Origin of the sequence: Streptomyces halobius (assembly GCF_023277745.1) — a bacterium.
Classification (GTDB): domain Bacteria; phylum Actinomycetota; class Actinomycetes; order Streptomycetales; family Streptomycetaceae; genus Streptomyces; species Streptomyces halobius.
In genome coordinates, this window is sequence record NZ_CP086322.1 from 7,934,593 (window position 1) to 7,954,254 (window position 19,662).

Sequence of the window (19,662 nt, forward strand, 5' to 3'; positions counted from 1 at the left end):
GCACCCGAAGGAACATCGCCATGACTCCCACCGGGCCCCCTCCGACCGTCACCGCCGCCATCAGTTCCCGCCCGTACGCCGCTCAGCAGCCGGAGTGGCCGGACCCCGCACAGGTGCGTGAGGTTACCGACCTTCTGCGCGACCTGCCACCGCTGGTGTCCCCCGCCGAGACCGCTCGGGTACGCGCGCGCCTGGCCGAGGCCGCCACCGGCAACGCGCTGCTGCTCCAAGGCGGCCACTGTGCCGAGGAGTTCGGTGCCCGGGCGCTGCGCGAGGCCACCGCCAACGCCGTCCTGCTGCGTCAGATGGCCACCGTGCTCTCCTACGGGACGACCCTGCCCGTGCTGCCCGTCGGCCGGATGGCCGGCCAGTACGCCAAGCCACGCTCGCGCCCCACCGAGACCCGCGAGGGCATGGAGCTGCCCTCCTACCGGGGTGACGCCGTGAACGCGGCCGGATTCAGCGCCAGAGAGCGACGGCCCGCCCCCCGGCGCATGGTCACCGCCTACTACCAGTCCGCAGAGGTGCTGCACCGTATCCGCGCAGGTAACGCCGTACGGCCGGACGTCCCGGGGGCGACCGAGGCGGCAGTGGAGGGCCCGGTCGAGGACCTGTACGTCAGCCACGAGGCGCTGCTGCTCGACTACGAGCGTGCCCTGGTCCGTACTGACCCTGCCACGGGCGGTCGCTACGCCTCCTCCGGCCACCTGCTGTGGATCGGCGAACGTACCCGGCAAGTCGACGGCGCCCACGTCGAGTTCGCGGCCGGAGTGGACAACCCGGTGGCCGTCAAGGTCGGCCCGACGGCGACCCCGGACGAACTCCTGGCCCTGGCCGCCGCCCTCGACCCCGGTATGCGGCCCGGTCGGCTCACCTTCGTCAGCAGGATGGGCGCCGACCGCATCCGCGAGGTGCTGCCGGAACTCGTCGGCAAGGTCGCCGCCTCCGGCTCCCCAGCCCTGTGGGTGTGCGACCCGATGCATGGCAACACCCGCACCACCGAGGACGGGGCCAAGACACGCTGGATGTCCGACATCACGGACGAGGTCCGGGCATTCATCGCCGTTCACCGGGCGATCGGCACGCATCCCGGCGGCCTGCACCTGGAGCTGACAGCGGATGACGTCACCGAGTGCCTGGGCGGCTCCACCCCGGTGCGACCGGAAGATCTCGATCGTCACTACACCAGCGTCTGCGACCCACGGCTGAACCGCGGTCAGTCCCTGGACCTGGCCTTCTTTGCCGCGCACCTCTGGGGCACGCACTAAGCGGTGGGACGGCATCGAGACCTACCTGATCACCGGGATGGCCAACGCCGCATCCGAAGGCAACAACCGCTTCATCAAGCTCGAAGCACGCAACGCCTATCGAAATATATCTAGCGTTTCCAGCAAGCACTCACTGACCCAACCATTCATGCAACTGCTACGTCGAGAAGGCGAGTAAATGAACGCACACCTGGCTCCATACCTGAACGGGGAAATCGCTGGCGATCTTGCTGAAAGAAAGCGCGAATTCCTGGAGATCGGGCGTTGTTCCGGAAGCTACCCCATGGCCACGGCGCGGCGCGATGGGGTCGGTTCGGAAATAAGTGTCTGGTGCAGCAACGACTATCTGGGAATGGGCCAGAACCGTCAGGCCATCGTGGCCATGAAGGCCGCCATCGACACCCACGGCGTAGGCTCCGGCGGTTCCCGGAACATCGGTGGGACCAACCACTACCACGTGTCTCTCGAAAATGAACTGGCGGACCTGCACGGTAAGGAAGCCGCGCTCCTGTTCACCTCGGGCTACACGGCCAACGAAGGCTCGCTCACCGTGCTGGCGGCGATGCCCAGGGACACCGTCGTGTTCTCCGACGCGAAGAACCACGCCTCGATTATCGATGGCCTCCGGCACAGCGGCGCGAAGAAGCACATCTTCCGGCACAACGACGTCGTCCACCTGGAAGAACTGCTCGCGGCCGCTCCCGCCGACTGCCCGAAGCTCATCGTCGCGGAGTCGGTCTACTCCATGTCGGGCAACGTGGCGCCGCTCGCCGAGATTGCCGACCTTGCGGACAAGTACGGGGCCACGACCTTCATCGACGAGGTCCACGCGGTCGGCATGTACGGCCCGCAGGGCGCCGGCATCGCCGCTCAGGAAGGCATCGCCGACCGTTTCACGGTCGTGATGGGCACCTTGGCAAAGGGTTTCGGAACGGTCGGCGGCTACATTGCGGGTCCTGCGGCCCTGGTGGACGCGGTGCGGACCTACGCGCGCTCGTTTGTCTTCACGACCTCGCTGCCGCCTGCGGTCGCGGCCGCTTCGCAGGCGTCGGTTCAGTACCTGCGGTCCTCCGATGTCGAGCGGAAGCTGCTTTTGGAGAATGCGCGGCTGCTGCACAGCCTTCTGATCGAGGCCGATATCCCGTTCCTTTCCACGGACTCCCACATCGTTTCGGCCTTCGTCGGCGATGACGACATGTGCAAGCGGGCGTCCCAGATGCTGTTCGAGAAGTACGGGATCTACGTCCAGTCCATCAACGCCCCGAGCGTGCCCGCGGGCGAGGAGATCCTGCGGATCGCTCCGTCCGCCGTGCACGATCAGAGCGATGTCGAGAAGTTCGCCCGCGCCCTTCAGGAGATCTGGAAGCAACTGAACATCCCGACCGCGAGTGCCCGGGAATGGTCCACGTCCGGACTCCGCAGCGGCGGCGCCGACACCACCGCGAAAGACGGACAGCCGGCCTGATGACCATGTCAGTTGCCGGCGTGCTGGCCGACACGGCGGCGCAGCGACCAGCCCACTCTGCCCTGATCTACGAGGGCGAGCACATCACCTACGGGTGGTTGTGGGAACAGGCGCGTCGCTACGCCGCCGTGCTGCGAGCCAACGGGGTACGGCCAGGAGACCGGGTCGCCGTGCTCCTGACCGACACCCCGCAGTTTCCCGTGGTGTACTTCGGCGTGCTGACGGCCGGCGCCGTCGCGGTTCCGCTGAATGCCTTGTCCACGGCGGCGGAGATCGAGCACGTACTGACCGATGCCGACGTCGGCTTTCTGGTGTGCGCCGCCGCGCTGCTCGATCAGGCGAAAGAGGCGGCGGCGCCGCTCGGCACAACACTCCTCACCATCGGGCCCGGCCCTGCGGGCACGGTCGACCTGGAGCACGCGGCACAGGAGACAGCGCCGGTCGAGACGTCCGCGGTGCGGGATCCCGACGATGTCGCCGTCGTGTTCTACACCTCCGGCACCACGGGTGAGCCGAAAGGCGTCATGCTCACCCACCGGAATATTCGGTACAACGTCGAAAGGATGGTCACCACTCCATACGCGTTCCGGAGTGACGACGTATTGCTCGGGTGCCTGCCGCTGGCACACGGCTTCGGCCAGATCTGCGGCATGCTGACCGGCTTCCGCGCCGGCATATCCATCGTCATGATGCCGAAGTTCTCCGGGCGGGAGGCCTTGGCGCTGATGGCGGAACACCGGTGCACAGTGTTCATGGGCGTTCCAACCATGTATGTCAAGATGCTCGAATCGGTGGCCCAGGGAGAGCCGGTTCCTCAGCTCGACCGCGTGTACAGCGGGGGATCGGCGCTTTCAGTCAAAACCCTCAACAACATCCGAAGCACCTTCAGATGCCCAGTGTACGAGGGCTACGGGATGACCGAGACCACGTGCAGCGTGGCCTATCACTACCCCGGCCTGACGTTTCGGTCCGGAACGGTCGGGGCGCCGATCACCGGCATCACCGTCGGTATCGCCCGGACGAACTCCGACCGCATCGATCTCCTGCCTGCCGGTGAGGTGGGCGAGATCGTGGTGAGCGGTCCGACCGTCATGGCCGGATATCTCGGCCGCCCGGATATGACCGCTGAAGTAATGACCGACGGATGGTTCCGCACGGGCGATCTCGGCATGCTGGACGGCGACGATTACCTCTCTGTGGTGGGCCGTAAGAAGGACTTGATCCTCCGTGGCGGCTACAACATCTATCCACGCGAAATCGAGGAGATCCTCGCCGGGCACCCATCCGTGGCGCAGGTGGCGGTGATCGGCATTCCACACCCCGAGCTCGGCGAGGAGGTGTGTGCGGTTGTGGTGCCTGCCAGGCCGGGGGCCCTCATTTCCGGCTCGCGTCAGGAAATCATCGAATGGAGCAAGCAGCGTCTCGCCGCATACAAATACCCGCGCCGAGTCGAGTTCATTGACGCTCTCCCGGTGGGTAGCAGCGGAAAAATTCTCAAGCGCGTACTCGTCTCGCGATACGGGCCAGCCGTCGGCGCATAGTTGCAAACTCGGCGGATTCAAGCGGTGAGAGCACCGTGAGATACTGATCATTTTGCTCTGCTCTTGTTGCCCCAGTGAGGTTTTCTCAATGAAGATCACTTCCAGTGGCCGTTGAGTACGAGGGCGGCGCGGGCTATGTCACCGATGCGGCAGGGGCTCACGGTGATGTGTTTGAGCGTGCGCCAGCGTTCCTTGAGCTCGGCGGCGGTACGCTCGCCGAGGGCCAGGGCTGTTGCAAAGTCCCTTGATCGTGGCGTAGTTGCTGGTCACGGGGCGATGCCGAGGAGGTCGAGGGGGCGGGTGAAGGGTTCATAGTGCTTGATCATTCTGAAGAAGTGCTCGATGTCGAATCTTCTGAGGAACGCCTGCCAGGCCAGGTCCGTCTCCGCGGGGGTGGCTGTGGGCTGTGACCACCACAGCCACAGGGGCTTGGGGTCGCCGCCGCTGGGCAGGTGGTCGACCTGGAGGCGGATTACGGTGCCCTCGATGACGGGGAGCCTGCCGGGGTGGTCCCGCCAGGCGGCACGCTGTTGCAGTTCGGGGTGGAGCCGGTCCCAGCTCTGGGCGTGGGCGGTGCCGTAGCGGGTGGTGACGGTCTTCGTCTCCGCGTGGGGGCGCCCCAGTTCCTGGCGTCCTTGAAGATGGACTCGCCGCCGTGCCGGGGCGGGTGACCACCGCGGGGATGGGCCCGGTAGTACTTCTCGCGGGAGGGTGCCGGGCGGCGCATGACCCGGTCCGAGCGCAGGCGCCCGAGGAGTTCGACGGGCAGGTCGGACAGCAGCCAGGCCAGACGCATCACGTCGTAGCCGGCGTCGAGCACGATCCAGATGGGCGGGTCGCCCTCGTTCCACTGGCCCGCCGTGATCAGGCGCTCGACCAGGTCCCGCACCTGGGCGGCGGTCACGGCGGCGAGGTCATCGCCCGGCCGCAGCCGCACGGCGTCCAGGGGCGCGGTCCACGAGGAACGGCCCGTCTCCAGCGCGACGATCCACGAGCAGGGCCAGCCCGGAATCATCAGGTGCTTGTTCTCGCCCCGCCCGTAGGTGTGACAGAACGAGCGGGCGTCGCTGGTGGCAGCGTCGGGCCGCAGCCACGGCGAGACGTCCACGGCCAGGACCAGACGGCCGTCGGCCGCCCGCGGCACCGAGGCCAGCACCCGCCGCAGCCGGGCGGCCTCGACCCGGCCCCGGTTGAGACCGCCGTACAACGCGCCGTGCCCACGCCGGTGTTCGGGCGCGAGAGCCAGTCCGACCAGGGTCTTCACCGGCCCGTCCGCGCACAGCAGGGCATCGGTCAGCTCGAACAGGGCATCCGCACGGCCGGTCAATGCGTCGTAGAAGTCCGCCCGGAAGCGGGACAGTTGCGCGATCGCTTCCTGCGGGACCCCGGTACACGGCAGACTCATCCTCACGGCCTTCCCGCTGAGCGGTGCATCCGTGACGGAGCACAGCATCAGCGGAAGGCCGTTCCCACGTGGCTTGATCTGGGCAAACCCCACTCAGTCCCTGTTTTTGATCCCTGTTCCGAGGGAGTGAGGGCGGGGATGATCGGTGTGTGAGTTCGGGTTCGGTGGGGCGGGGTACGCGGCGGCGGTACTGCCCGGAGTGCGGTGATCCGTTGCCGGAGTCGAAGGCGCCGAGTGCGGTGTTCTGCTCGGCAAAGTGCAGGTCGCGACGATGGCGGGCATTGGACGGGGCTCGCCGTCGCACGGCTGCTCTCCAGCGGGGCGAGCGGGCGGATTGCGGTGTGTGCGGGGAGAGTTGGACGGTCGGGGTGGAGCATCCGGCCGGCACTCGGTACTGCTCGGCGAAGTGCCGGACGCGGGCTTGGCGGGATCGGGAGGCGTCACGGAACGACGTCTCTGTGATGCCTTAGCCGAACGGCGCGAATGAGGGCATCCGGCTTGTTGGGGGCATTGGGGACAGAGGCCGAGTGCTCCGCGCCGGTGGTTTACGCCCTGCCGGTTTCTGTCACGTGAGCGTCACGCTGAGGCTGTGACCTGGGCTGGATCTTCTTCCGCCCCGTCCGAAGGGGCGGGATCCGGGCCTGGAGAGGGGTGATGCGCCATGGCCGACATGGTGGGAAACGTCAGGCGGGAGCGGTATGAGCAGATCGTGGCCGAGGGCCGTGATCTGACTGAGCAGCTCACCAAGTGCCAATTCGCTTTGGGCGACCGGGCGTTGGAGATCGAACCGATGCGTGAGCAGGGGATTCAGCCCCCGCGGGAGACCACGTTCACGGTGGATGAATCGCTGACGATGTTCGCAGCCGACATCGGAGTCTCGCTGTCGGCGGTGGACAAGTGGCGGTGGACCGCCTCACGCTGGCCGGCCGAGCACCGCAGGGCGCGGGTGTCGTTCACGGTCCACCGGATCCTGGCGCACATCGAGGACGAGGACGAGCGGTTCGCCATGATCGACGATCCGCCGGTCGGTGAACGGACAGGTCGCCGCGCGTGGACCCCGGACGCCGCGAAGCGGCGGGTGGGACACCGGGTGGAACGTCCGGTCACTGTCGTCGAGAAGGCCCAGGCGGTCACGGACCTGACCCGGGACGAGTCGGTGGCGGCGGTGACCGGTGATCTGCTCAGGCGTCCCGACCTGACCGCGCGGATGCCGGCCGAGGAGCGGGTGCGGGTGGTCGAGGAGTTCACCCGCGACGAGGACGTCGCCTCGCAGGTGACCACGGGCCTGCTGCGGCGCCCCGCGGTCGCCCGGCAGGTGATGCGGGACGACACGGCCCGTTTCTCCGTGAACCGGGCCCAGTTCGACAACTCCGAGAAGGTCCGCCACGAGATCCGCGAGCGGACCCCGGCGGTCCGTGCGATCGAGCACACCATGGAATACCTGGACCTGGTCGCCTCCTGCCACCAGTTCGTGGCCTCGCTGGGACGGCTGGTGCCCCGCCTGCGCGGGCAGAAGTTCACCGACGACGAGCGCGAGGCCCTGCGCAGGGGCATCGCGAAGGTCCGCACCGCCTCCGACTGGCTGGAGGCCGCCGTCGACAGCGGCGAGTTCACCCGGGATGAGCAGCTCGCCTCTCTCCTCAAGGGCGAGTAGGCGATGGACAAGCCGGCCAGCAAGCGCACCGCGCAGACCCCGGTCCCCTCCACCAAGAAGACCCCGGCCAAGCCGTCCGGCCGACGCAAGAAGCCCAAGCTCCTGGCCGCGCTCCCCGCGGGCGAGTACTACGGCGACCTGGTCCGCGCCGCTTTGATGGAAGCCGCCCCGTCGGGGCTGAAGACCCGGCACCTGGTCGCCGCGACCCGGCTCAATCCCTGGCAGGTCACCCGCGGACTGGCGCACATCAAGGACGTCGCCGCGGCCGAGCACCTGACCCCGATCACCTGGACGTTCCGCGAGGGATTCCGCTTCTCCGATGAGCCCGCGGACTGGATCGCCTACGAGAAGAAGCAGTTCCGGCAGATCCTCAACCGGCTCACCCGCGTCATCACCGGCACTCTCGACCCGCACCTGGCCCGCTATCCCGAGGACGAGTGGGCCCAGATCGCCGTCGCCCAGCTGACCGGGGTCTGCGCGACCCTCGCCCAGCTCTCGAAGTAGCCATTCCCGCTTGTTTTCTGCCCGGTTCCGAGGTCCATCACGATGCGTCGCCGTCGATACCCTTCCGACACCAAGCCCGCCGAGTGGGCCTTGCTCGAACCCGTGTTGCCCACCCCGGCCTGTCAGACCAAGACCGGCGGGCATCCCTGGAAGTGGCCCCGTCGCGAGATCGTCGATGCGATTCGCTACATCGTCGACAACGGGGCCAAGTGGAGGGCACTTCCGGCTGACTTCCCTCCTTGGGAGACGGTTTACGGGTTCTTCTGGGGCTGGCAGCGGGCCGGGTTCGTCACCTTCATCCGCGACCAGCTGCGGTGACGCATCCGCACCAACCTGGGGCGATGCCCCCACCCCGTCACGATGATCGTCGATTCCTAGTCCGTCAAAGGCGCGGAGACCGTGGGCAAGGACAGCCGCGGCTGGGACGAAGCGAAAAGGATCAACGGCAGGAAGCGCCACATAGCCGTGGACACGAAGGGCCTGCCCGTGATGGTCATGGTCACCCCGGCCGACATCCAGGACCGTGACGCCGTCCGCGACCTGCTGTTCCGTCTCCACCTCACCCAGCCCCAGCTCATCCAGGTCTGGGCCGACCGCGGCTATGCCGGCACTCTCGTCAACTGGGCCGACCAACGGCTGAAGGTCACTCTGCGACCCGTCTCCCGGCCCAAGGGCGCCAAGGGCTTCGTCAATCAGACGTATTGCGATCGAAGGAGCACCCTGTCGGGCTTGCCGATGCTATTCATCGGCAGAGCACTCAAGAAGCTTATCTTCTCGGGCGCGTGAATCGAGGAAAGTGCCGCAGTAATTCTGGCGCGGATGTCTTCTGCGTCGACTGCCTCGTTCGGATCGCATTCAACTGCGGCGTGAATGTGCTCGCCGCCATCCTCGTCCCGCACGCCGTAGACGGCCGCGTGTCGGACGCCCGGGTGGGAAAGGATTTCCGCCTCGACGACTGTGGGGTGCACCTTAACGCCGTCAACCTTGATGACGTCCGCCACCCGACCCACCAGGGTCAGATATCCTCGGTCGTCGAAAAAACCGATATCTCCGGTGAAGTACCAGCCGTCCCGAAGGGCTCGCGCAGTCAACTCCGGGTCGCCGGTGTAGCCGTCCATCAACTGAGGCGAGCGGACGCGGATCTCCCCGATTTCCCCTACTGCCAATTGCTCGCCCGAGTCCGAGTTGCAGACAACGACCTCCACACCAGGGTAGGGCCGCCCGACGGTAGCCGCAAGTTCCGGGTCGCCGTGCTCCGAAGGCGTCAGGGTCGTAATTTGATAGCTCTCGCCCGATGCATACCACTGCACCATGACAGGGCCGAAAGTTCTAAAAGCCTGTTTCGTTCGAACGGGCGCCGCCGGGCTGCCGCCGTAGACAATCCGCTTCAGCGAAGACAAACCAGCGGCTTCCACGGCGGCACGATCGCGAATTCCTCGCTCATGCAGATAGTCGATGAGCTGGAACACGTGCGTCGTCGCCATGAACGTCCACGAGACCTCCTTCTTCGCGGAGACGGTCTGTACGAATTTCTCTGCATCGAAACTCTCGTGCAGGTAGATCGCTCCACCCAAGATGAAGGCCGCGTCCGCCATTGGGGCACCAGCGTGGCTCAGAGGGGTCGACAACAGGACCGACGCACAGCCGGATTCATGCCCAAGATCCATAAACGCGCGTAGTACGCCTTCCCATGCTCGGGCCGAGGACCGGATGCCCTTGGGCCGTCCCGTGCTGCCGCTCGAGAAGCTGATGAAGACTAGCGCATCCGGATCCCACGACGCGGCGTCCGGCGGGGCGGGGACATCGAGCGAGCTGACCTCATTGCATTCCCCGTGGTGAAGGCGCGTCACCGGGATCCCGGTGCCGTCGGCAAGTTCCAATGCCCGCTCCGAATTTTCGGCATCAGCGTAGATGGTAACCGCTTCGGTGTCGCGCAAGATCTGGATTTGCTGATCCAGGGGGAGGACCGCTGCGTTGGTACCAGGATTAGTGGTTCGCAAGTAGCAAACAGCGCCACCAAGCAGATATGTCGCATACCGCACGGTGAGCATCTCAGGGCTGTTGGGCTCGACCAGGATCGCTACCACATCCCCTTTGCCTACTCCGCAATTGTGTAGCGCAAGGAACGATTCAGTCACGGACTGAAGCAGATCACCGCCGGAGAATGCTTCGCCGCGCCAATAAGCGACATCGCGATCCGGCTCGGTCGCGAACAGTGAGAGGATCTCCGAGACATAACTTGGACTTGCACTCCACCAATTCTCCGGAAAACTCACGGGACCATCCTTTGATTACGGAAGTTATAACGATGTCGTTCTATTAGCAAGGCTGCGGAGTTGCTGATCTTTAACTGCGGGCTTGATGCGGGATGAGGGATTTCGAGTCCGGTCCCGGCCAGGAATCCAACGAGGAGGTGTTCCCGATTCTTCACGTACCGCAGAGCCTTGTCGATCGCGTCGCACAGCTCGGTAATCGAACGGAACGCGCGGTTGGCGGTCTTGCAAGGCGGTTGCAAAGTCCGCGTGATCGTTTAGATGCGCTGGTCACGGCGGTGTGACGATGTGGGGTGGGCGGGCATCGCGGGGCATCGAAGCTCCGTTGTGGAGGTGACCTTCCCAAGTCGCCTTCGCCCAACGGAGCTTCGATGTGCCGCCAGTCTGCCCCGGTATGCCTCGTCAAGTCACCCTTGCTGGTGGGTGTTCGGGACTGTCGCTGGCTAAGGGGCTGGTCAGACTGCCGCGGCCCGCGTCACCGGCGAGCAGACGTCATCCGTTCGCGGCCGTGCTGCTGGTCGCCGCCTCTGCGGTGGTGGCGGGCGCCCGCTCGTTCGCGGCGATCGGACAGTGGGCCGCCCATGCCCCGCAGCAGACCCGCGCCCGGCTCGGTGCCCGGTTGGTGGCCTCGCTGAACGTGCGCCTCGCGCCGAGCACCGCAACGATCCGCCGCGTCATCAACGCCGTGTGTCCGGGCGGGCTGGCGGATCTGACGGGGACAGCTCCGCAGGGGGAGGAGGCGGTGGCCGTGGACGGCAAGAGCGCTCGCGGTTCGAGGCACGGCGACACCCCGGCCGCGCATCTGCTCGCGGCGATGACCAGCAACGGCCGCACCCTCACCCAGCTGCGGGTACCGGACAGGACGAACGAGATCACCTGCTTCGCCGCCCTGCTGGCCCCCTACGACCTGACCGGCATCACCGTGACGGCCGACGCCCGGCACACTCAGCATGACCACGCCCTCTACCCGGTCGGGACGAAGAGAGCGCACTACGCGTTCACCGTGAAGAAGAACCAGTCCACCCTCTACGAACAGCTGCACACGCTGCCCTGGCACAAGGCCACCGCGAAGTTCTACGACCGCACCCGCGGCCACGGCCGCCTGGAGACCCGCGTGGTGCAGGCGCTGACCGTCACCGATCTCGGCGTCAGCTTCCCGCACGCCGCCCAGGCCGCGAAGATCGTGCGGCACCGCACCTCGACGCGGACCGGCAAACGCACCCGCGAGACCGTCTACGTGATCACCGATCTGACCAGCCGCCAGGCGTCGCCGGAGACGATCGCCCGACTGGTCCGGTCGCAGTGGGTGATCGAGAACCGGCTCCACTTCGCCCGCGACGTCACCTTCGACGAGGACCGCTCCCAAGTCCGCACCAGACACGGCCCGGAGAACATGGCCACCCTGCGCAACCTCGCGATCAACAAGCTCCGCGCGCACGGTCACGCCAACATCGCCGCCGGCCTGCGCGAGATGTCCTATGAACCCTTCCCCCGCCCCCTCGACCTCCTCGGCATCGCCCCGTGACCAGCAACTACGCCACGATCAAGGGACTTTGCAACAGCCCTGGCAGTCCGCCAGAGTATCGCTGTATCACTGGCGCTCACGAAAGACCGTTGCAGGCTGCCGTCCAGGTGCGGAAATTCCGCAGTTGGAATTCCAGCGGCGTCCGTAGACATGCCCTGCCGCTGTCGTGGTAAGTGGGGGGCAAGCAGAACGTGCCGCGAGGAACTCACGGTTGGAAGAAGGGGGATTTCTGTGCCCGGAAAGGTCTGGTTCATCACCGGGACATCCCGGGGTTCGGCCGAGTGTGGGCTGAGGCCGCCCTGACGCGCGGCGACCGTGTCGCCGCTACCGCGCGCAGCACCGCTCCCCTGCAGGACCTGGACGTCACCGAGGAGCAGGCGCGGGCCGAATTCGAGACCAACTTCTTCGGCGCTTCGGGTCGTGCGAGCCGTCCTGCCGATTCTGCGGGCCCAGCGCTGCGGGCACATCGTGCAGCTCTCCAGCGTCGCCGGGCTCGCCTCTTGGCCCATGCTCGGCCTATACCACGCCACCTAGTTGTACTGACCGGGCACGTTGATTGAGAACAGGGGACCTGATCGGCAATCACGATGTGGGGGTTGAGTGTCTGTCAGCCAGGTCCCTGGCGAGCTGACTGATGCGTGCGCGGGCCGTCTCAGGGGCGAGCACCTCGATGTGGTCGCCGAACTGAAGAAGCTGACGCACCGACTCGATGCCGGGGTAGCGCACGACGACGACGCACGAGCCTTTTTCCGCATCGGAGACATGGTGGATGCGGGTGCCGAGGATGCGCCGCGCCAGGTCGAGACCCTTTTCCGGCAGGCGGATGGTCACGCTCACGCGATCTTGCTCCTCAGTGCGTTTCTTCAACTCGACCCATCTGGTGCGGAGGGTTTCGCCTGGTTGGAGCACGGCTGGTGCGTCTAGCTGTTCGAAGGCCGACAGTCGTTCCAGAGTGAGCAGCCGGCTGTCGCCCTGGTCATCGGCGACGAGATACCAGCGACCTGATTTCGCCACGATCCCGTACGGGTCGACCACCCGTGTCGAGGCCTGGCTCTCGGCGCTGCGCCGGTACAGGATTCGAAGGCGTCGCCGGTGTCGCAGGGTCGAGGCCAGATCCGATACTTCGACCGCTGCCTCGGGGGCAGCAAACCACGCGGTGCTGTCGACAAGCACAAGATCAGCCAGCCGCAGCGGGCTCGGCGACTCAGGTGCTGCAGCCTGGCGGGCGGCGATCTTGCGCTCGGCCGACTCCCACACCGCAGTTAGGCCCATTCGCTCACGTAGTGCGCTGTCCAAGCCGGCCACGGATAGGGCCTCCAGTTCTGGTGGTTCCAGATGGGATGCGCTGAGCCGTGCGCTGGGGAGCAGGACGATCCCGCCGTTCCGCCCACGTTCGGCATAGACGGGCACGCCCGCTGTCGATAGCGCCTCGACGTCCCGCAGCACAGTCCGCCGGGACACCTCAAGACGCGCGGCGAGCTCCGTGGTAGTGAGCCGCTGACGGGTCTGCAGGAGCAGCAGGAGATGCAGGAGCCTTGAAGCCTTCATGCTTACCCATGTTCTCAGAAAAGGTGACAGGTTCCGTCGCGATTGGGTGATCCACTGGGTGCTGGACCGAGAAATCAACGAGTTGAGGAGCACTCCATGCCCGCACCGAACCTGTTCCTGATCGGCGTCCGCGACGCCGAGGCCGCCACCGCCTTCTACAGCGACCTGTTCGAGATCGAACCGACCTTCACCAGTCCCCACTACGTAGCCTTCGAAGCTGCCCCCGGTGTCCTGTTCGCACTGTGGACGGGCTACAGCGAGCACGCGGTCCTGAGCCTCCCTCGTACGACAGAGATCGGACTCATGGTGCCGGGGCCATCGGAGGCGATTGACGAGATCTTCACGAGGTGGGCCTCGAAGGGGGTCCACGTTGTGCAGGAGCCGCATGATGCTGTCTTCGGCCGCACGTTCGTGATTACGGACCCTGACGGCAACCTCATCCGAGTCTCCCCGGTCGACTGACCTGCACTATCCCTCCCCGCATATCTCCAAGCTGAAGGGCCGGCCACACACCATGGCCGGCCTTTCAGCCTGTCTAGGAGCTCAGAAATGTCGCATTCGAACGCGGCCCTCACCCCGCGCCACCGGCTGAAATGGGACGCCGGCGCGACCGGCCATGATCCGTTTCTGGAGCTTCACGTCCATGACACGGCCCTCGTTCATCCCGGAGCTGTAGGGCGTGGTGATGCCGTGGACCACCGCGTCCTGGTCCTCGCATAGGCCCTTCGCCAGGCCCGCCAGGGTGGGATGTCCACAGGTGGCGAGCCGGTCGAGCCAGCCGGGCAGTGCGGTGGCATCGTGTTGGTCGAGCATGGTGGCGAACTCGCGGACCAGGTCGTGGACATGGGCCAGTTCCGGGCAGTTGCCGAACAGCGATCGCAGCCGTTCCTGGGCGTCCAAGTGTCGGCGTTCGGGTGGGGCGATGATCGATCGGGCGATCTGGAGGGGTGAGGGTGCACGGGGCGGCGGGGTCGGCGTGCCGTCTGTCTCGCGCCAGGGTGCGACGGCGACTTTGACGCGCTGGTAATGGCCGCGGTAGCCCTTGGCTGCCAGCTCCTGGTGCAGGATCTTGGCGCTGTGTTCACCCTCGTCCCAGCGTTGCCGCAGGTAGTCGAGGTAGGCCGAGAGGGCTGTGGGCGGGCGGAGCCGGGGACGCCGGACCACTTCCTGCCAGTTGGTGGCGCGGGCGTACTTGCGCACGGTCTTTCGATCCAGACCGAGTTCACAGGCGATCGCACTGATACTGCGGCCCGTTCCGGTGTGCTCGTGGACGGCCTCGAACAGGCGCTTCGCGTGCCGCCCGGCCCGGGTCGTCTCCAGCGACTCCCTGTCCTCCGTGGCGGGCTGGGGCTCCTCGTGCTCGACGGGCGGCAGGACAGCGGCCGCCAGACAGGCGCGGTGCGCGGCCGCGACGTCCTGGACCCGCTGCGACAGGCCCTGCCAGATGTGGAGGCGATCGCTGACCTGCAGTGCTTCCGGGGCTCCATCGGTGATCCCCTGGCGGTAGGTCAGGGAGCCGTCCCGGCACACGATCTGGACGCCGGGATGCTCATGCAGCCATGCAGCCAGGGCGGGGCATCCCGCCCTTCCCACAAGGTGATCGACAGCCGGGTGTCTCCGTCGACGAGCAGGGTGCCGTACACCTCTGCGTACAGCGCGAAGTCGTCCACCCCCAGCACCCGCGGCGTCGCCATGGTCGGCAAGGGCATCCGCATCAGCTGGAACACCACGCTGGTACGCGAGAGTGGCGCGTTCAGCAGACCCAGAAGCCGAGCCCCGCCCCGACCGGCCAGCAGGACACCGGCCGTCTCGACCAGGTTCTGCAACAACGGGGTACGGCGCTGGTAGCGAACCGTGAGCCCGTCGGCCTGCTCGGCGAACGTGACCTTCACACAGGCCGAATTCTCGCAGTACAAGCGGCGCACGCTCAGCTCAATGCGCACCGGCCGACCGCCGATCGCCCTGTCAGCAGGACGGCGTACGTAGCAGCTGTGCACCCAGTCGCTAGTGACACCGCAGCCCGTACACCGAGCAGGCTCGTCGCGCGTACGGGCCTGAACGATCACGATAGGGCCCATCGCGTCGATGGAGGCGACCGTAACACCTGACAAATGCGGGAGCAGAGAAGGGAGTTCAGCAACACACAACAGGAGGATGCCCACTGCCAGGAGGTACCCGTCCCGCGTCGCCGTGGTGATCTCTGCCTACGAGAATCTTGCCAGGGCCACTTCAAGGAGTACGCGGACAACCGGTATCGGGGAACAGTCATTCCCACTCCGTGGGATCACCCGCCGATGACGACGAGACGCGCGCTCAACGAGACCTGTGGAGAGCCCGTTGCACAGTAATGGGCACGGCGGGTTCGGGAGGCGGCTCAGGGAAACGGGCTGGTCGCGAGACCAGCACCGCGCCCTGAGCCGACCTTACGACTGGGTCCACCCCATCGAGGTGGAGAAGGCCCTGCCCCGGGACCCAGGAGTGGCCTACCCCCGCTGCCTGACCGGCCGCCGAGCCTGCCCGCCAGAGGACTGCGGCGGCCCATGGGGCTACGCGAACTTCATCGAGGCCATCACCGACCCCAGGCATGAGGAGCACGACAAACTCCTGGAATGGGTGGGCGGCGCCTTCGACCCCAGCCGATTCGACGCCGAGGACATCAACAAGCGCCTCACCGTCCCATAGCCAGCAGCGGAACTTCCGCGGCGCAACACTAGACGCGACGCCGCGACGGTCCGAGGACCGTCAGATTAGGTCTGCGTCCGAGTCGTTCGGTGGCGCAGGCGCCAGGATCGGGTGGTTGGCGTACAGGACGCCGCGCGGATCATAGCGTGCCGTGATCTCGCCGAGGCGATCGGCATCTGCTGGTGTGAAGGCGGTCCGCACCTGATCCGGCTCGAGAGGACCGAAAGTGAAGTTCAGCGAGAGCCCGAGCCGGTGGAGTGCGAAAGGTGCGAGCAGCTCGTCCTGGACCTGGGACACCCCGCTGGGATCGCCATCGTGGAGCAGGGACAACACACCCACGGAGTACTGGGCCGACCGATGGCCCACGGCGTTTGGAACATTCGGGGTGCGCGCCAGAGCGCCCCCGAGGTGTCGCACCCCGACGGTGCACCCGCCTGGTGTGGTGCCAGCTCGATGGGCGAGTGCGGTCAGGGCGCGCGGATCGAGGTCGTCGACCAGCACACTCTTCCCCCGGTAGGCCGCCGGCCGGTCCGGTTCGTCTGAGACCGCCCCGGACTGCATGTAGGGAAGGGTGCGCAGCGTGTTCCGCAGCTGCGATCCGGCGCGGAGCAGCGGCTCGACGAGACGTCGTCCCTGTTCTTCCGGTCCGGCGAAGCTGACCTGAAGTTGGACCACCTGACGCCCTCGCACGTCCGCTGGGATCATGGGTAGGTCCGGGAAGGGGATCACCACCACCGCCGAGGTCATCGCCTCCGGTACCGACCTGGTCCACATGGTCCAGGCGGTGAGCACCTCGGGGGATTTCGCGAGGTCAAACATCAGGCTGCCGCCGTAGAGCTCTGCGACGGGCATGAGGTCGATCTCCATGCCGGTCACGACGGCGAGGTTGCCGCCACCTCCGCGCAGTGCCCAGAACAGGTCAGGTTCGTCCTCTGGGCTCACCTGCCGGATCTTGCCGTCGGCGGTCACCGCCTCGAATCGCGTCACGTGGTCGGCTGAGTAGCCGTAGCGTCGGGCGAGCAGCCCGACGCCCCCGCCCAGGGTGTAAGCGACCGCGCCGACCGTGGGGAGGCTACCCGACAGCGGCGCTAGCCCGTGTGGTGCCGCCTGCTCGATGACATCCTGCCACGTCGCCCCGGCCGGGACCCACGCCCTACGAGTCGCGGCGTCGACCCTCACCTCACGCATGCACCCCGTATCGATGAGTAGGCCCCCGTCGAGAGCACGCGTGCGCCCATGCCCGGTGGCCTGGACCGCCACCTGCATCCCGTGATCGGCGGCGAAGGCTACGGCCCGAGAGACATCCTCGGCGCACCTCGCCTCGAGCACAACCGCCGGGTGATGCGGGGCAAGGAGCTGGGCACCTGCCCTGTCTTCCGGGGCTTGAGTACTGCTGCATACAGTTCCGTCCACATACTGGTCGAGGGCCTGAATGTCGGTCTTGGTGATCTCCATGGCTGCGACACTAGACATCCTTCCGGACGTTAGACGTCCGGAATTAGTGGCAGTCTGAACTCCATGATGGACGAACCTCGACGGCGCGACCTGCCCGAGCGGATGCTGCGTCTGCTCGGCCTGCTGCAGACGCGACGGACCTGGACGGGCGCCGAACTGGCTCAGCGGCTGCAAGTGACCGAGCGAACGGTGCGCCGCGACATCGACCGGTTGCGGGCCCTCGACTACGCGGTAACCGGAACCACAGGAACGTCGGGCGGGTACCGGCTTGCAGCCGGGAGCAGCATGCCGCCCCTGTCGCTCGAGGACGACGAGGTCGTCGCGGTGGCTGTTGGGCTCGCCATAGCCAGCCAGGGTAGCGTTAGTGGGATCGAGGACGCCTCGCTCACGGCCCTGGCCAAGCTTGAGCGGATCTTCCCGGCGCGTCTACGCCCGCAACTGGCTGCGATCTCCCGCGCCACTAGCGCCGCACCCGGCGATTACGCAGCACACGTCGACCCGGCCACGCTGGCCGTGCTGGCCGCCTGCTGCCACGAGCACGAGAGCGTCCGCTTCGACTACCGCGACCGCACCGGACGCCGCAGCACTCGGGGGGCCGAGCCGCACAGTCTCGTCATCCTCCGCGGATTGTGGTACCTCGTGGCATATGACCACGATCGCGAGGACTGGCGTATCTTCCGCATCGATCGGATCAACACTCCCCTTCGCGCCCACCGACCTGCCGAACGACGGGACCTGCCGACCACCGATGCTGTCAGCTTCGTCAGGCGCTCACTGGCAGCTGCCTCCTATCGCTACACGGCGCGACTAACCGTGGACCTATCGGCAGCAGACGTCCGGGCAGGCATCCTCGCCCCGATCCCCGGCGAGATCGACGACCTCGGCCCCGGCCGGTGCCGGATCCGCCTCACGGCCGAGTCTCCGGAGCTGGTCACCCAGTACATCGTGCTCGTCGCCACCATCGGAGCCGAGTTCATCGTGGACGCACCCCCGGACATCAAGGATCGTCTGCACCGGCTCGGAACGCGACTGGGTCGGACCCGGTCGCATGATCGAGCGACGCTGTCGGCGCGGTGACCACCACAGCTGCGGTGCCGCGGGCGACGGGTGTGTCAAGTTAACGGGTCTGGCCCGTAGTCGGTGGTGACGGCCAGTAGCCATCAGCGATCATGATGTTGTGGTGGATGTCAACTCGCTTGTGAAGACGGTGTTTTCGGGACTGTCGGCATTGCTCGTCGAGGACGTGGCGGACGGCGAGGACGCAGTCGTGGTCACAGCTCGCACGCTGGACGCGGCGGTGCCGTGTCCAGCGTGCGGGGCGCTGACTGCGAGGGTGCACGGGTATCACCGCCGGACGGTGGCGGACGTGCCGGTCGACGGTCGGCAGGTTGTCGTCCGCCTGCGGGTACGGCGGCTGGTCTGCGGATGACCTTGTTGTAGGTCTGCTGGACCTCGGTCAGCTCGCCTCCCGCTGGCTTCTTGTGCGGGTGGCGGAAGCCGTCGCCGGCGTTCTCGTAGCCCAGGTCGACGAGGGACGGTATGTCCAGCTCGGCGGCGATTCGGTTGAGGGCGTCGACCAGACCGTGGTGACGGGCCCAGGTGGTGTCGTGCTCTCGGCCCGGGCGGACCGGTGAGATCCAGATCGGCCAGCCGTCCGGGGTGGAGATGACCTGCACGTTCCCGCCATGGTGCTTGTGTTTTCCGGACCACCACAGGTCTGCGCCGTTGGGGCCGGGGGCGGCGACGCGGTCGGTGCGGATGACGGTGCCGTCGAGGTTCAGATGTGTCAGCCCGGCCGCCTTCGCGCGTTCCAGCGCAGTCGCAAGGTCCGGCGCCCCGGCCGCCAGAACGGTCAGTCCCTCATGGAGGTAGCGGTATGCGGTGGAGGCCGACAGGCCGTTGTCGCGGGCGAGTTGGGAAAGGCGGGTGTTGTCGATGAACCAGCGCAGGACGAGCACTGCCTGCCGGAAGCAGCCCAGCGCCCTCCTGCCCCCCTGCGGTTTCCGGCCGCGATGCGGTGGTCACGCAGGAGCCGGGCCAGGTGCTCGGCGGTGGACCGCTTCACATCGAGCACCGTGGTGTATGTGACACTGGTCGACACGTGAGGGCCCTCGGTCAGAACAATCCGTCGCAAGATCGTTCCTACCAGGGGCCTTACGCCTGCCCGGTCTTGGGGACCGCACGGGCCGCGGCAGTCTGACCAGCCCCTTAGCCAGCGACAGTCCCGAACACCCCGCCAGCAAGGGTGACTTGACGAGGCATACCGGGGCAGACTGGCGGCACATCGAAGCTCCGTTGGGCGAAGGCGACTTGGGAAGGTCACCTCCACAACGGAGCTTCGA

The 19,662-nt window shown here is 66.7% G+C and carries 14 protein-coding genes and 5 pseudogenes; 11 read left to right on the forward strand and 8 right to left on the reverse strand.

Annotated elements, in window-relative coordinates; all coding sequences use genetic code 11:
• Positions 1-20 precede the first annotated feature (20 nt).
• The 3 genes from K9S39_RS36015 to K9S39_RS36025 all read left to right on the forward strand — a co-directional run bounded on the left by K9S39_RS36015 (position 21) and on the right by K9S39_RS36025 (position 4,274).
• Positions 21-1,268 carry a 3-deoxy-7-phosphoheptulonate synthase gene (locus tag K9S39_RS36015; RefSeq protein WP_248867529.1) on the forward strand — a complete coding sequence of 416 codons (1,248 nt, stop codon included), beginning with the start codon at positions 21-23 and terminating at the stop codon, positions 1,266-1,268.
• Between the two features lie 178 nt (positions 1,269-1,446).
• On the forward strand, positions 1,447-2,733 hold the full coding sequence (gene hemA / locus K9S39_RS36020) for a 5-aminolevulinate synthase (RefSeq protein ID WP_248867530.1): 1,287 nt from the start codon (positions 1,447-1,449) through the stop codon (positions 2,731-2,733).
• Entirely contained in the window at positions 2,733-4,274 is a 1,542-nt protein-coding gene (locus K9S39_RS36025) for an AMP-binding protein (protein WP_248867531.1), read from the forward strand. The genes hemA and K9S39_RS36025 overlap by 1 nt, the downstream gene beginning before the upstream one ends.
• Positions 4,275-4,567: 293 nt before the next feature.
• Here the strand turns inward: K9S39_RS36025 and K9S39_RS36030 are convergent.
• Positions 4,568-5,679: pseudogene (locus K9S39_RS36030) on the reverse strand (transposase); the annotation flags it as partial.
• 661 nt (positions 5,680-6,340) lie between these two features.
• On the opposite strand from K9S39_RS36030, the gene K9S39_RS36035 reads away from it, so the two are divergent.
• From K9S39_RS36035 to K9S39_RS36045, 3 genes and pseudogenes are all read left to right on the forward strand, one after another.
• A complete protein-coding gene (locus tag K9S39_RS36035; RefSeq protein ID WP_248867532.1) occupies positions 6,341-7,333 on the forward strand; it encodes a DUF6192 family protein in 993 nt (330 codons plus the stop codon).
• Between the two features lie 3 nt (positions 7,334-7,336).
• Positions 7,337-7,837, forward strand: coding sequence for a hypothetical protein (locus tag K9S39_RS36040; RefSeq protein ID WP_248867533.1), 501 nt, complete (start codon positions 7,337-7,339; stop codon positions 7,835-7,837).
• A gap of 42 nt (positions 7,838-7,879) precedes the next feature.
• Positions 7,880-8,527 (forward strand): annotated as a pseudogene (locus K9S39_RS36045) (IS5 family transposase); the annotation flags it as partial.
• Positions 8,528-8,529: 2 nt separating this feature from the next.
• On the opposite strand, the gene K9S39_RS36050 reads toward K9S39_RS36045, so the two are convergent.
• The gene (locus K9S39_RS36050) at positions 8,530-10,113 is read right to left on the reverse strand and encodes a class I adenylate-forming enzyme family protein (RefSeq protein ID WP_248867534.1); all 1,584 of its coding nucleotides are present in this window, start codon (positions 10,111-10,113) and stop codon (positions 8,530-8,532) included.
• Between the two features lie 391 nt (positions 10,114-10,504).
• Here K9S39_RS36050 and K9S39_RS36055 point away from each other — a divergent pair, with 391 nt between their 5' ends.
• The gene (locus K9S39_RS36055) at positions 10,505-11,635 is read left to right on the forward strand and encodes an ISAs1 family transposase (RefSeq protein WP_454896049.1); all 1,131 of its coding nucleotides are present in this window, start codon (positions 10,505-10,507) and stop codon (positions 11,633-11,635) included.
• 582 nt (positions 11,636-12,217) lie between these two features.
• Here K9S39_RS36055 and K9S39_RS36065 read toward each other — a convergent pair.
• Positions 12,218-13,183 (reverse strand): helix-turn-helix transcriptional regulator, encoded by a 966-nt coding sequence (locus tag K9S39_RS36065; RefSeq protein WP_248867536.1) that lies wholly within the window; start codon positions 13,181-13,183, stop codon positions 12,218-12,220.
• 96 nt (positions 13,184-13,279) lie between these two features.
• Here K9S39_RS36065 and K9S39_RS36070 point away from each other — a divergent pair, with 96 nt between their 5' ends.
• Positions 13,280-13,645: a VOC family protein gene (locus K9S39_RS36070; RefSeq protein WP_248867537.1), complete on the forward strand. Its 366-nt coding sequence runs from the start codon at positions 13,280-13,282 to the stop codon at positions 13,643-13,645.
• 81 nt (positions 13,646-13,726) lie between these two features.
• Here the strand turns inward: K9S39_RS36070 and K9S39_RS36075 are convergent, their stop codons facing one another.
• From K9S39_RS36075 to K9S39_RS36085, 3 genes and pseudogenes are all read right to left on the reverse strand, one after another.
• Positions 13,727-14,713: a hypothetical protein gene (locus K9S39_RS36075; RefSeq protein ID WP_248867538.1), complete on the reverse strand. Its 987-nt coding sequence runs from the start codon at positions 14,711-14,713 to the stop codon at positions 13,727-13,729.
• Positions 14,692-15,126, reverse strand: a complete 435-nt coding sequence (locus tag K9S39_RS36080) for a hypothetical protein (protein ID WP_248869249.1) — start codon at positions 15,124-15,126, stop codon at positions 14,692-14,694. The genes K9S39_RS36075 and K9S39_RS36080 overlap by 22 nt, the downstream gene beginning before the upstream one ends.
• Before the next feature lie 18 nt (positions 15,127-15,144).
• Positions 15,145-15,261, reverse strand: a pseudogene (locus K9S39_RS36085) (hypothetical protein); the annotation flags it as partial.
• Positions 15,262-15,520: 259 nt separating this feature from the next.
• Between K9S39_RS36085 and K9S39_RS36090 the strand changes: the two are divergent.
• Positions 15,521-15,865: a plasmid pRiA4b ORF-3 family protein gene (locus tag K9S39_RS36090; protein ID WP_248867539.1), complete on the forward strand. Its 345-nt coding sequence runs from the start codon at positions 15,521-15,523 to the stop codon at positions 15,863-15,865.
• 60 nt (positions 15,866-15,925) lie between these two features.
• On the opposite strand, the gene K9S39_RS36095 is transcribed toward K9S39_RS36090, so the two are convergent.
• Positions 15,926-17,338 (reverse strand): FAD-binding oxidoreductase, encoded by a 1,413-nt coding sequence (locus tag K9S39_RS36095; RefSeq protein WP_319949603.1) that lies wholly within the window; start codon positions 17,336-17,338, stop codon positions 15,926-15,928.
• Positions 17,339-17,383: 45 nt separating this feature from the next.
• Between K9S39_RS36095 and K9S39_RS36100 the strand changes: the two genes are divergently transcribed.
• The gene (locus K9S39_RS36100) at positions 17,384-18,397 is read left to right on the forward strand and encodes a helix-turn-helix transcriptional regulator (protein ID WP_248867540.1); all 1,014 of its coding nucleotides are present in this window, start codon (positions 17,384-17,386) and stop codon (positions 18,395-18,397) included.
• A gap of 103 nt (positions 18,398-18,500) precedes the next feature.
• A pseudogene (locus K9S39_RS36105) lies at positions 18,501-18,743 on the forward strand (transposase family protein); the annotation flags it as partial.
• Here the strand turns inward: K9S39_RS36105 and K9S39_RS36110 are convergent.
• Positions 18,742-19,421 (reverse strand): annotated as a pseudogene (locus tag K9S39_RS36110) (transposase family protein); the annotation flags it as partial. The pseudogenes K9S39_RS36105 and K9S39_RS36110 overlap by 2 nt on opposite strands.
• Positions 19,422-19,662: the final 241 nt, after the last annotated feature.

Excerpts from the sequence above, each read along its gene's own strand:
- K9S39_RS36015 (WP_248867529.1), top strand. The coding sequence starts at position 21 with ATGACTCCCACCGGGCCCCCTCCGACCGTCACCGCCGCCATCAGTTCC.
- K9S39_RS36070 (WP_248867537.1), top strand. The coding sequence starts at position 13,280 with ATGCCCGCACCGAACCTGTTCCTGATCGGCGTCCGCGACGCCGAGGCC.
- K9S39_RS36040 (WP_248867533.1), top strand. The coding sequence starts at position 7,337 with ATGGACAAGCCGGCCAGCAAGCGCACCGCGCAGACCCCGGTCCCCTCC.
- hemA (WP_248867530.1), top strand. The coding sequence starts at position 1,447 with ATGAACGCACACCTGGCTCCATACCTGAACGGGGAAATCGCTGGCGAT.
- K9S39_RS36055 (WP_454896049.1), top strand. The coding sequence starts at position 10,505 with ATGCCTCGTCAAGTCACCCTTGCTGGTGGGTGTTCGGGACTGTCGCTG.
- K9S39_RS36035 (WP_248867532.1), top strand. The coding sequence starts at position 6,341 with ATGGCCGACATGGTGGGAAACGTCAGGCGGGAGCGGTATGAGCAGATC.
- K9S39_RS36095 (WP_319949603.1), bottom strand. The coding sequence starts at position 17,338 with ATGTCTAGTGTCGCAGCCATGGAGATCACCAAGACCGACATTCAGGCC.
- K9S39_RS36100 (WP_248867540.1), top strand. The coding sequence starts at position 17,384 with ATGATGGACGAACCTCGACGGCGCGACCTGCCCGAGCGGATGCTGCGT.
- K9S39_RS36065 (WP_248867536.1), bottom strand. The coding sequence starts at position 13,183 with ATGAAGGCTTCAAGGCTCCTGCATCTCCTGCTGCTCCTGCAGACCCGT.
- K9S39_RS36025 (WP_248867531.1), top strand. The coding sequence starts at position 2,733 with ATGACCATGTCAGTTGCCGGCGTGCTGGCCGACACGGCGGCGCAGCGA.